The organism is Melioribacteraceae bacterium (genome assembly GCA_035362835.1).
Lineage (GTDB): Bacteria > Bacteroidota > Ignavibacteria > Ignavibacteriales > Melioribacteraceae > DSXH01.
Window position 1 is genome coordinate 868147 of sequence record DAOSDY010000002.1, and the last position, 12048, is coordinate 880194.

Genomic DNA, 12048 nt, shown 5'->3' on the forward strand with positions numbered 1-12048 from the left:
CCTTACTTTGGACAAAAGATTAATTTCTCTTAAAAGCCTGCCAGAAAGCAGAGAAGCCTTTTGAAATTGCTTTCAAATTTGTGATAAGATCTTTGGCTGGACTCTCCGCATCGCGAAAAATTTTCAGAGATTTAACATCCGACACTTTTTCTTTAATTTTTTTAATCGAACGATCTAACTCACCCCAATAATTTTCCGCTTCTGTTACAATTCTGTTTGCTCTTTGAGAAACGTCGGCAAGATTTTCAAGAACGGGATTAGCAGCTTCGATAAAATTATGGACGTCGGTACGTACGGCTTCAACTTCCTTTAATAATTTTTTCAGTGTAAAGATCAAAAAAATACATAAAGCCGAAGCCGATAGTATTAATATGATGAGGAGCAGATCAATTACTGTCATGATCTTTTAAGCATCTTTTTCAGAACGGTAAGCATCCATGCCCGCTTTAATCGCGGATTTGAGTCGCTCGCCTTCTTTTTCTATTTTAACTTTACCGGTATCAACGGCATGACCGGCTTTATCTTTAGCATCGACAAGAATTTTTTCGGCTTCTCCCAGGAGAGCATCAACTTTCTCCTTGGCATCAGCCACTAATTTTTCCGATTTTTTTTTACCTTCGTTTATAAGCTGCGAAGCTTTGTCTTTAGCGCTGGCCAGATACTGTTCGGCATCATCCATAAAGTCCTGCGACTTATTCTTAATATCCTCTCTTAATTCTTTGCCGGATTTAGGGGCAAAGAGAAGAGCAATAATCGAACCAACGGCAGCACCAGTAAGAAATCCTATTAATAAACCTTTTCCAATTCCATTATCGTCACGCATCTTAACCTCCATTTTGATATGTTTTTTGCGTTGCCAAAATAAGCATGAAAGGGGCTAAAATCAAGGATAGTCAAGTCGTTTTGAACCGATTATGTGAACAAGTGTTAATAAGGTGAAGTGAGATGTAAGAGGCAAGGAACTAGGAGTCGGATGAAAGAAGTCAGAATGGATCAAAGCGTAAAATCTTGGGAATCTGTTTATTTCGTATTAATTCGTGTTGTATTCTTACTCCGAAGACATGAATCATTAAAGAGAAGAACCGCAAACTAAATCAGCATTTGACGGAAGACGGCAGGCAGGCCGGAAAAGTCATTTGGGGATATGAAATATTAAGAATGAAAAGAGGTTTGATATGATCACCAAACCTCTTTGTAATGACATTCTATTATTGAGTCTAAAAACGAATCTTACGTTTCGTCAATAATTTTATTCCAGATTTTACTAGGTCTCATAATCGAAAATGCTTTTTGGTCAAGAGGCATATAGTAGCCGCCAATATCAGCTATTTTTCCCTGGACTGCTAACAATTCGTCTACAATTTTGTTTTCATTTGCAGCGATTTCCGCAGCAATTTTAATAAAGCGATTCTTAATTACCGAGTCATCATTCTGTTCTGCTAAAGCCTGAGCCCAATAGTAAGTAAGATAGAATGAACTTCCCCGGTTATCAATTTCATTTACTTTACGCGAAGGCAGTCTGGAATTTTCAAGATAGTTTCCAATCGCTTTATCAAGAGTTTCAGCCAGAATTTTGGCTTTTATGTTTCCGGTTTTTTCGAATATCATTTCAAAAGCGGGAACCAATGCACTGTATTCACCTAACGAATCCCAACGGAGATGATTTTCCTTTAGTAACTGCTGGACATGCTTTGGTGCAGAACCGCCGGCACCTGTTTCAAATAATCCGCCTCCGTTTAATAACGGAACTATTGAGAGCATTCTTGCACTCGTACCCAGTTCAAGAATAGGAAAGAGATCCGTCAAATAATCACGAAGGACATTTCCGGTAACGGAGATTGTATCCAAACCTTTTCTTGTTCTTTCGAGTGTATATTTCATTGCATCAACAGGTCTAAGTATTTTAATTTCGATTCCAGTTAGATCATGCTCAGGTAAATACTTATTAATCTTTGCTATTATCTCCTTATCGTGTCCTCTGTTTTCATCAAGCCAGAATAATGCAGGTAAACCAGTTGATCTTGCTCTGTTAACAGCCAGTTTAATCCAATCTTTAATTGCTTCATCTTTGGTTTGACACATTCTAAAAATATCACCCGAATCAACCTGTTGTTCAAGCAGAGTTTCGTTTTTAGAATTTACCACACGTACGGTTCCGTTTGCTTTCACTTCAAAAGTTTTATCGTGTGATCCGTATTCCTCAGCTTTCTGCGCCATTAATCCGACATTAGAAACAGCTCCCATTGTAGCAGGATCGAACTGCCCTTTTGCTTTTGCGTCTTCAATTATTTCTTTATACATAGTCGCATAGCATCTGTCCGGAATAGCTGCTATACAATCCTGCAACTCATCCTTACGATTCCACATCCTGCCCCCGTCTCTTACAACGTTGGGCATGGATGCATCAATAATAACATCATTAGGAACATGGAGGTTGGTTTTACCGGTTCGAGTATCAACCATTGCGAGAGGAGCATTAGTTTCAAGAATTTTATTAATATCATTTTCAATTTCAATTCTTTTTTCATCCGGCAATTTTTTAATTTTTTCAAGAATATCCATCAATCCGTTATTAACGTTTGCACCGACTTCTCTCAAGGTATCAGCATGTTTATCAAGTGCATCTTTAAAGTAAACATAAACAGCATGACCGAACATGATGGGGTCGGATACTTTCATCATTGTAGCTTTAAGATGAAGTGAAAGAAGGACGTTATCTTTCTTCGCCTCTTCAATTTGTTCAGCATAAAACTTTCTCAATTCCTTTACATTCATAACAGATGCATCAATCACCTCACCTGTAAGCAGCTTCAATTTTTCTTTCAGGAGAGAGACATTCCCCTTTTCATCAACAAATTCGATTCTGACGACATCATCATTCAGAAGCGTAGTAGATTTTTCAGATCCGTAAAAATCTTTCTGAGTCATATGTGCAACACGTGTTTTAGAACCCGATTGGGGCCACGGTTTCATCATCTTATGAGGATATTTCTGAGCGAATTTTTTTACTGATACCGAAGCTCTTCTATCTGAATTCCCCTCTCTTAAAACCGGGTTAACGGCCGAACCTAAAACTTTAGAGTATCTGTTTTTGATCGTTTTTTCTTCTTCCGTCCTTGGTTCTTCAGGATAATCCGGAATATTATAACCTTTTTCCTGTAACTCTTTAATTGCTTCCTGAAGTTGAGGAACAGAGGCGCTTATGTTAGGAAGTTTAATAATTATTGCATCAGGTTTTTTAACTGTTTCACCAAGTTCAGTTAAATAGTCTGTTATTTTCTGTTCCGGAGTTAATTTATCCGGGAAGTTCGCAATGATTCTTCCTGCCAGCGAAATATCTTTTTGTTCAACTTCAATTCCCGTTCCTTTCACATATGACTCCAATACCGGTAAAAAACAGTAGGTTGCTAACGCAGGGGCTTCATCAATTTTTGTCCAGATTATTTTTGTTGTCATTTAAGTATTCCGGTTTTGTTTTTAATCTATTTATTGATTTATGATTTTTTGTACTTTCTTTGGTAAATGAATAAAACAATTAGGCCTAATATAACAGCGAACCATAAAGTCGAAGCTCTTATTATAAATGTTGACGCAACAGCAGTTTCTTTTAATATGCCGCTATTAACCAGGATTAAACTGAGAGATCCTTCAGTTACACCGATTCCACCGGGAAACATTGAAATAGCACCGGCAATTGTTGAGAATGAGTAAACAAACGTAGCATACAATACTGTAATACTGACATCAAAATTAATTAGAATAAGGTAAAATGCAAAACATTCAAACGACCAGGAGAAAATGCTTACCAGGATCATTCCAATAAGAGGTTTTGGTTGTAACAATATATATGCACTTTGGTACAGGTTAATAATTTTTGAAGTGTGTGATTTTAAAAACGGATACTTTTTTGCGAAGCCGATAAGAGAACCAGCAATCCGACTACTGCTTATAACTATTATTAAAGTCATAAAAATGATCAATACGAAATAGATCCAAACGGCTGAATAGTTGAAAAAGTAGATCCCAATTATGGCTAGGAAGGTAAGCGATAGAAAATCTGTCAAACGTTCAGCAAAAATTACCGAAGCTGTTTTTGAGATTGGTTCGTTAAAAATTTCTTTTAATAAAAATGATTTAAGAATCTCGCCCGCTTTTCCAGGAGAAGCACTCATTGACAATCCGGAGAAAAAAATTTTTAATGACAGATTGAGCGGGATTTTAATTCCCAGCAAACGTAAATAATACTCCCATTTGATAAATCTGACGAAATAATTCCCGGCAGATAACAGCAGCAAAACCGGCAACAAGAGCCAGTTGAATTTAATAAATGAATCGATTACTGCATTAAAATCGGAGTAGAGTATTATGGCAAAGAATACAATTGCGGTAATAAGGAATGAGATTGCCAGATTTTTTTTGAGTTTTTCAATCAATCTGTAATATTTCCACCAGTGATTTGTAAAGTTTTGCAAGGGGCAAACCGACAACGTTATAGTAGCAACCGTCAATTCTTTTAACGAATACTGCGCCGAAGTCGTCCTGTATTCCGTATGCCCCGGCTTTATCCATCGGGCTTCCCGTTTTAATATAATCTCTGATTTCTTTTGAACTCAATTTTTTGAAAGTAACCGAAGTTTTTTCATAACCGATTATTCGTTTACCTGTGATTTTATCTGCAATAACGAATCCCGTATAGACTGTATGAGTTCTGCCGCTCAGGTTCGACAGTATACGGAAAGCATCTGTTCTGTCAACCGGCTTCCCGATAATCTTTTTATTGAGTACAACAATTGTATCGGCTGTAATAACAATTCCGGATCTTACATTATTAAGAGCCAGTTCTGATTTATGAAGGGCAAGACGTTTGACAGTTTGAACCGGATGTTCACCGTCAAGAATTTCTTCATTCAAATCGACAGTGAAGGATTTAAATTTAATACCGAGTTGTTTCAGAAGTTTTCTACGGCGTGGGGATTTAGAAGCAAGATAAATTGTTGAATCAGATTTGAACATATAATTAATTCGGATTAAAACGGCGGAATGAAATGGATAGCGGAAGCATTATCTGAATAAAGCTTTAATACTACCCCAGGTTCGTTTAACGCTCGACACATTATGATATACGGATTGGATACCGGAATAGGAAACAGAACCGTCATTCTCAACAATTCTGAGCCGGTAAGAATAAACTGCATCAAGAGTTTTGAAAGCTGACTGATCAATATACTGATAGTTCTTATCGCCTCTCGGATCAACAATAGCGATATCGAAGAAATTACCGTCGACCGATTTTCTTTCAACAACGAAATGTTTAAGATTTGTTTCAGAAGAGGTTTGCCAGCTTAGAATTACATTCCCATTCTGGCTTTTTGCAGTAAAACTAACAAGCTGCACTCCGGCATAGAGCACCGTTAGTGTAACCAGGAACAATATGAGTAATTTGGATTTCATGTTCAATTTTCAAGTCAAATATATTCTTAAACGATAACTTTGTCAAGTTTTTTTATCACAGATCAGACTTTCTGGTACCTCTCCCAATTTCCGAACTTATATTTGATAAAAATGATCAAAGCATACAGAACAACATAAAAAGGAAGAGCGGACCAGGCACCCACAAGACCAAATTCAAGAACAACTCCGAGCAGGTAGGCTATCGGAACAAAAACAAACCAATTGGCAACTACTTCTGCTATCATAACAAAAAGGGTTTTTCCTACGGCCTGCAGACCGTTTGCAAGTACAACACCAACCGAGTAGAAAATCTGTCCTAATGCTGCAATCCTCAGAGCAGGTACAGCGGTTTCAATTACCTGGGAATCATTTGTAGTAAGAATAAGTATGCCTCTTGGAAACAGGAAGAAAACAATTCCTAAAGCGATTGTATAAACAGATGCAATTTTACTAGTCTCGAAGCCGTACCTTTTGGCAAGTTGAAGATCCCCGCTTCCAACAGTATTTCCTACAATTGTCTGAACGGCAATCCCGAATCCGAAACAGGGCAACAATGAGATTAGGAGAGCGGAAAAGACAACATTACTTGCAGCCTGCTCCATAATCCCAATTAATCCGGTAATTGCAATAAAACTTAAAAATCCGATCAGAATAAAAATATTTTGAAGAGAAACCGGGAGTGAAATTTTAATTATCCTTTGAGCAATTCCTTTAATGAATCTGAAATTATGGAAGTAATTGAATTTATTTTTATAGGAAGGTAAAAGTGATACGCCGAAGTAGAAAAAAGCATCGCAAATTGTAGCGATTGTGGAACCCAACCCTGCACCGGCGAGACCCATCCCCTCGATTTCAAATGCACCGTAAATAAAGATATAATTGAATATAATGTTAAGAAGATTGGCCAGGACACCTGAATACATGAAAATTTTGGTTTTTCCGATCCCGAAAAAGAATCCCCTATAAGAAACTGTAATGAGAAAGAACGGAATCCCCATAAAACGGTAATACAGATAGTCCCCTGCCAGAAGTCCGACTTTTTTATCAGCGGCAAAGAAACCTGCTATATCGCGTGAGAAAAAGACCACAAGACAAGCAACTACGATCCCAATAAGAAATGAGAGAATAATTGCAGTATTAAGAACTTCACCGCATCCTTTATCATTTTTTTCACCGAAACTCCGTGCAATTAAGACATGTGTGCCGGTAGCGAGGCTTGAAAAAAGGCTTACGACCGCCCATGTAGCAAAAACACCAATTCCCATTGCCGCCAGATTATATTCAGCATCCGAAAGGCGTCCGACCATAGCGGTATCTACCAGGCTTACTATCATTTGAGTAGCTAATCCGGCAATTGCAGGAAGTGCAATTTTGAGGATATAAGTGTGGTCTTTTGTAAATGAGAAGAATTTCATACCCAATAAAAATATCCAATTTAATTCTACCATAAAAGTAAAAATTATTTAACCTGTCCGGGAGAGTAAGTAAATCCAGCATGAAATATTAACTATTTAGATAAAATTTGCTATTTTGCGTCGTGTATCTGATTTATTGATTAAAAGGGATCAACCTTATGACCAAACAGGAAGAAATTAGATACCTGATTCATACACTCGGTATCAAGTTAGGAATAATCGCTGAGAAACTAGGTATTAAGGTACAAACCCTTTCATATCTTATTAATGAATCACCTCAATTTGACGATGACCTGTATAAAAAAATAAAAGAAATTATTGATGACTATCAGTTTGAATTAAATTTATTCGAAGGAGAATACAACGAATCGCTCGATCTTTTTACAAGCGAAGAGGCAATGCATCTTGGTATTGGCGAAAGATTAAGATTATTTGCAAAGAGAAAATACGGGACGTTAAAAAAGTTGGCAGAGGCGATGAAAATTTCGCCGCAGCAGCTTCAGCAGTATATTAGCGGGAAAAGAGAACCCGGTTCTAAGATTCTTACACGCCTGTTACGACTCGGATGCGATGTAAACTGGCTGCTCGGAGGCAAAGAGGCATTGGAATCGTACAAAATCTACAGACTTGAGAGCGAATTGAGAAGATTGCAGCAGAGTTTCAATCAGATTAATTCTGTAATCCAAAAGGTAGAGAGCGGACATTAACAAAAAGTTTGACAAAAGTTTATCCTCTGTTTACCTTTGCATTAGTTCTTTTAATTCTCAATCAGTAATTTTCAATTCAAAATTTAGGATGGGGCTATAGCTCAGCTGGGAGAGCGCTTGAATGGCATTCAAGAGGTCAGCGGTTCGATCCCGCTTAGCTCCACACGAAAACCTTGATTATAATAAATAATCAAGGTTTTTTTATTTTATGAAATCCTGGCAAAACCTAAAATTGGTGTAAAATGGTGTCGTCTGGTGCAGAAAAAGACACAAAAAAGACACAGTGAAATTAAAAATTAATTGATTCAGATTTATATGAAACTGCTACAAATACCTTCACAATCAACTAAAGAAAAACTCAAATTATTTATGTAGCTTTATGTTGAAACATAATTGTGAAAAATGATCATTTCAGTAAAAAAGCCGAAATCAAAACCTCGAAAAACTTGTCCTAAGTGCGGAGGTAAATCGATTGCCAAAATAATTTGGGGATTAGTAATGCTAGATCCAAAAAAAGAGAATGAGAATGAAAATGATGATGATAACGTACACTATGGTGGTTGTGATGTACCAATAGATGAAAATGGCAAAGCTCCAAAATACCACTGCAATGATTGTGAATACGAATGGTAAATAAACAAACCGCCGGAGTTATCCGGCGGTTATGTTATGGAAGAAATTATTAAGCTGCAGCGACTTGGTTGTAACCCTCAATATATTCAGTTACGCTGCATATATTAGATTATTCCTTAATTATTATTAAGGAAATAAAATATTGCGAAATCTTGCAATACAGAATATTACTTAAGTAGAATCATCTTCTTTACCTGAGTAAATGGTTTTTCACCATTTTGTGGAATAGCCTCAATTTTATATAAATATAATCCTGAGGATAATTTACTTGCGTCCCAGTTAACTTTATAGTTTCCTGACGGTTTAATATCATCAACTAAATTTACCAGAATCTCTCCTAAAATATTATAAACAGAAATCCTGACTCTACTTTCAACGGGTAAAGCATAACTGATTGACGTTGCAGGATTAAATGGGTTAGGATAATTCTGGCCCAGTAAAAAATTACTCGGGATAAATTTATCCGGATTATTAAAATCAATTGAAGTTGGTTCGGGTTTACATTTACCAAAAGTATCAGCATACCATAGTGAAAATATTTCTGATTGATCAAGAGCACGGTTGAATATTTCGAGTTCATCAATTGCTATTTCACCCCAACCATATTGTGCAGGCAATCCACATATTGCTCCCCCACTTGGGCTGGGTATTCCACCGAGAATAAGTTCTGCTGAATTACTTGTATTATTAATCTGGCTATTTGTAGAAGCTGTTAAAACACCGTTAATATATAATTCAAAAGTATTAGGCGTACCGCCTTTTCTAACAGCTGCAATATGCTGCCATTGTGAATATGTTATTGGTGTAGATATAACGGAAGTGGAAGTACCATCCATTACAACAAAGTGCAAGTTGCCGCCTTGTATATAGAGTCTATAACCGGTACATACAGGAGTGGTTAATTCCACTTTTTGAACGATTGGTTCAACCCTAAAAGAATTTACGACAACCGGGTAAACCCAAGCATCGATTGTAAAATCCCCAGCACCGAAATTTAAAGTTGGACTGTCCGGAACTTTGATATATTTAAGAACTGCGGAGTTAACAAAAAACAAAGAGCCGTCGACTTTAGCCTGAGGATTTAAGAATTGCAAAGTACTTCCGGGTACTGCACCAGCCACAGGCGACCCAATTGTACCAATAGCACCCGGGAAAGGCGTTCCGTTATTGTTTCCTTTAATATCTAAAACAACTGTAGCTCCTAATGTTTCATCCATTGGCCACCAAGCAACCATACCGGCAGGTGGTTCTACGCAATCAGCTGCTCCAATTAATTTATTGCCAAAATCGATATTGGCAACATTCTGCCCTGAAGATAAGGTGACTGAATGAGTTCCAGGGGAAGGCGGATAAGTTTGCTGCCAGTTATTTTGATTTGTTTCTGAAACGGAATAATTGCCAGCTGACAGATTTGTGAAACTATATTCACCATTAGCATCGGTCATATCTGATTGATTAGAAGAGCCGGATAATTTAATTTCCCAATTTTCCAACCCCGGTTCACCATTATCTCTAATACCATTACCATTAAGATCATTAAATTTTATTCCGCCTATTGATCCGACTAAGGGCAGCTGTCTATTTCCAAAATTAATATTATTTATTGCCTGATTAGTTCCGACAGTTACAGTCTTACTGCTTCCTGTTTGGCCTGCTATCCAGCCGGATTGACTTGTTTCTGTTAAAGTGTATGTGCCTGGAAGAAGTCCTGTAAATAAATAACTTCCATTTGCATCTGTTGTTGAAGTTATTGGGGATATACCAGATCCAGTTAAGGTGATTACCCACCCAGCTAAAGCCTGTTCGTATGATTCTTTTATGCCGTTATTATTTAAGTCATTGAATTTATATCCTGTTATAGAGGAGTTAGGAGGATTGCAGCAAAGAGTTTCCAAAAGCGAAGAGTTACCCCCTGTTACAGTTCCCTGGATATTGAAACCCATAGCTGAACCTGAATTGTCGTTACGAATCTCTACTCTGATATAATAAGTTCCGGGAGCGACATTATTAACAACCTGAAGGAAGTTTGTAGGCACTGTGAAATTAGATGTTATCGATGAGTTAAGTGCACCGAGATTGCTTATTAAATTACCATTGGAATCAACAAAGTTTAAAACGATTCTATTATCAACAAGTACATTAAGGTTAAAAGTAAGATTAGTTGTATCACTAACGCAGATACTTTTTTGAAAAACATACGGAGGACTAGGTTCATCTATATTTCTAGCGTTTGCACCTGATGACTGAAATGCAGAAATCCATCTGCTACCTGATTGATTAATCCAGGCAGGATGTTTAGTAATTACCCAGGCAGGACCATTCAGATTTACATTACCATTATCCGTTGGCGCACTAATTAAAGTCCAGAATACATCCTGATCTGTTGCCGGATTGTTAGCAAAATAATTTGAATTGTTATTATGATTCCACCCTGTACTTACATTAATAGAATCAACCGCGCAAGAATCTGCGGTCGAAGTTTCCTGGGTAGTTCCTTCTATCAAAACATTGCTGTGAATCGCGAATGTTGGGGTTCCGGCAATACCGCCATTGGGCGAATATGGAAAAATTCTAAGTGAGAATGTTTGATTATTCAGAATTGTAACATTCAATGACTGTGAAAACGTTTGGACTACAGTATTCTTATAGACAATAACAGATCCGATAGAAGTACTTGTTTGCCAACCATCAGTTGAAATAAACACCTGGGCATTTAAGATATTGAAGTCAGTAGCCAAGGGGAAATCGCCATAATTAAATGATACATTCGAAACAGTAAAATCATAACCAGATGCTGGACTTGCATCAAATTGAATAAAACGAGTTTGTTCTAAAGAACCGGCCGACCAACCAGAATTACCGACCCAGAGTCTCTGACCATTGTTATAAGCAAAAACAGTCATTGAAGGTGCAGGTCCGGCACCAATGATTTCAGCATTAGCCTGAATGTTCCCTGATGGATTATTAGGGTTTTGATCGACTGTTAACGGCCATAAAACCGAAGCTGATTGAGCTGAAATATGGTTGTTTGATAAAAGAAAGGTTATAAACAAGATGAATAAAAATTTAATTTTCATATGAACCTTCGTTGAAAATATATTAATACTCTGTGTATTAAAAAATCATTTGTAAAAACTCCTGATTCATCTCCTTTCTCATAGTTGAAGAATTCATTTTGCGGAATTTAACGAACAGGCTGCATTTAATAAGAATAAATCCGGATCATAATAATACATATTATCCTAATATCAAATAGAATTATTTGTTAAGACGAACATTAAAAACATTAAAAAATATCAGTCTATTAATGGGATACCGCCGGAGTTATCCGGCGGTTATTCAATGGGATGATTTATTAAGCAGCAGCTACCTTGTTGTAACTCTCAATAAATTCCGCTTTGTCTTCGCGGGTGTTGTATTCTGTGAAAAACTCCTCGAGTTCCTGACGCAGATAATTCAATTTTGGTCCATCCAATTTTTCAATTTCGGTTTTGCTGGTGGTTCCGAAGATCTTCTGAATGATCATGGTTTTGAGTTTCTTTTCTTCCGCTGATCTTGGCGAACCAAGATTGTTCAATTCAAATACAGCTTCGATCTTTTCCGACTCGATTTTCTTCATCAACTGACGTTCGTAATACTCTTTTTCAGTGGGGATGATATTTCCGGCGGTCTCTTCGGCTATCTCCCCTACCGGCAAGCCCTGGATAAAATCAATGATCGGTTTGAAATTCTTGAACGTCGGGAATAGGAAGATCTTTCCATTATAACAGTCCGAACGGTCTTTCAGTACATAGGCATAGATTTCTTTGTTCGGTTTGCCGTCCTTGTAAATATCGTCTGAG

11 protein-coding genes and 1 tRNA gene are annotated in these 12048 nt (G+C 37.2%); 3 read left to right on the forward strand and 9 right to left on the reverse strand.

Going from position 1 to position 12048, the window contains the following annotated elements:
- Positions 1-19: 19 nt before the first annotated feature.
- The 7 genes from PLZ15_11085 to PLZ15_11115 form a co-directional block, all read right to left on the reverse strand.
- Positions 20-400, reverse strand: coding sequence for a hypothetical protein (locus tag PLZ15_11085; GenBank protein HOI30288.1), 381 nt, complete (start codon positions 398-400; stop codon positions 20-22).
- A gap of 6 nt (positions 401-406) precedes the next feature.
- Positions 407-823, reverse strand: a complete 417-nt coding sequence (locus tag PLZ15_11090; protein ID HOI30289.1) for a YtxH domain-containing protein — start codon at positions 821-823, stop codon at positions 407-409.
- A gap of 407 nt (positions 824-1230) precedes the next feature.
- Positions 1231-3456, reverse strand: coding sequence for an NADP-dependent isocitrate dehydrogenase (locus tag PLZ15_11095; GenBank protein ID HOI30290.1), 2226 nt, complete (start codon positions 3454-3456; stop codon positions 1231-1233).
- 38 nt (positions 3457-3494) lie between these two features.
- Entirely contained in the window at positions 3495-4472 is a 978-nt protein-coding gene (locus PLZ15_11100) for a lysylphosphatidylglycerol synthase transmembrane domain-containing protein (GenBank protein ID HOI30291.1), read from the reverse strand.
- A complete protein-coding gene (locus PLZ15_11105) occupies positions 4426-5013 on the reverse strand; it encodes a Maf family protein (protein ID HOI30292.1) in 588 nt (195 codons plus the stop codon). Before PLZ15_11105 ends, PLZ15_11100 begins: the two co-directional genes overlap by 47 nt.
- A 48-nt stretch (positions 5014-5061) precedes the next feature.
- Complete coding sequence (locus PLZ15_11110; GenBank protein HOI30293.1) at positions 5062-5451, reverse strand: hypothetical protein; 390 nt, start codon at positions 5449-5451, stop codon at positions 5062-5064.
- A gap of 62 nt (positions 5452-5513) precedes the next feature.
- Complete coding sequence (locus tag PLZ15_11115; protein HOI30294.1) at positions 5514-6866, reverse strand: MATE family efflux transporter; 1353 nt, start codon at positions 6864-6866, stop codon at positions 5514-5516.
- A 158-nt stretch (positions 6867-7024) separates the two neighbouring features.
- Between PLZ15_11115 and PLZ15_11120 the strand changes: the two genes are divergently transcribed.
- From PLZ15_11120 to PLZ15_11130, 3 genes are all read left to right on the forward strand, one after another.
- Positions 7025-7573 (forward strand): helix-turn-helix transcriptional regulator, encoded by a 549-nt coding sequence (locus PLZ15_11120; GenBank protein ID HOI30295.1) that lies wholly within the window; start codon positions 7025-7027, stop codon positions 7571-7573.
- A 90-nt stretch (positions 7574-7663) separates the two neighbouring features.
- A tRNA-Ala gene (locus PLZ15_11125) sits at positions 7664-7736 on the forward strand.
- Between the two features lie 335 nt (positions 7737-8071).
- Entirely contained in the window at positions 8072-8206 is a 135-nt protein-coding gene (locus tag PLZ15_11130; GenBank protein ID HOI30296.1) for a hypothetical protein, read from the forward strand.
- 167 nt (positions 8207-8373) lie between these two features.
- Here PLZ15_11130 and PLZ15_11135 read toward each other — a convergent pair whose 3' ends face one another.
- Both PLZ15_11135 and PLZ15_11140 read right to left on the reverse strand, forming a co-directional pair.
- Complete coding sequence (locus PLZ15_11135) at positions 8374-11283, reverse strand: SdrD B-like domain-containing protein (protein ID HOI30297.1); 2910 nt, start codon at positions 11281-11283, stop codon at positions 8374-8376.
- A gap of 278 nt (positions 11284-11561) precedes the next feature.
- On the reverse strand, positions 11562-12048 hold a 487-nt coding region (locus tag PLZ15_11140), incomplete at its 5' end, for a hypothetical protein (GenBank protein ID HOI30298.1).

What these genes read in the sequence shown, in the direction of transcription:
- PLZ15_11085 (HOI30288.1), bottom strand. Translation starts at nt 400, where the DNA reads ATGACAGTAATTGATCTGCTCCTCATCATATTAATACTATCGGCTTCG.
- PLZ15_11105 (HOI30292.1), bottom strand. Translation starts at nt 5,013, where the DNA reads ATGTTCAAATCTGATTCAACAATTTATCTTGCTTCTAAATCCCCACGC.
- PLZ15_11135 (HOI30297.1), bottom strand. Translation starts at nt 11,283, where the DNA reads ATGAAAATTAAATTTTTATTCATCTTGTTTATAACCTTTCTTTTATCA.
- PLZ15_11120 (HOI30295.1), top strand. Translation starts at nt 7,025, where the DNA reads ATGACCAAACAGGAAGAAATTAGATACCTGATTCATACACTCGGTATC.
- PLZ15_11095 (HOI30290.1), bottom strand. Translation starts at nt 3,456, where the DNA reads ATGACAACAAAAATAATCTGGACAAAAATTGATGAAGCCCCTGCGTTA.
- PLZ15_11115 (HOI30294.1), bottom strand. Translation starts at nt 6,866, where the DNA reads ATGAAATTCTTCTCATTTACAAAAGACCACACTTATATCCTCAAAATT.
- PLZ15_11090 (HOI30289.1), bottom strand. Translation starts at nt 823, where the DNA reads ATGCGTGACGATAATGGAATTGGAAAAGGTTTATTAATAGGATTTCTT.
- PLZ15_11130 (HOI30296.1), top strand. Translation starts at nt 8,072, where the DNA reads ATGCTAGATCCAAAAAAAGAGAATGAGAATGAAAATGATGATGATAAC.
- PLZ15_11110 (HOI30293.1), bottom strand. Translation starts at nt 5,451, where the DNA reads ATGAAATCCAAATTACTCATATTGTTCCTGGTTACACTAACGGTGCTC.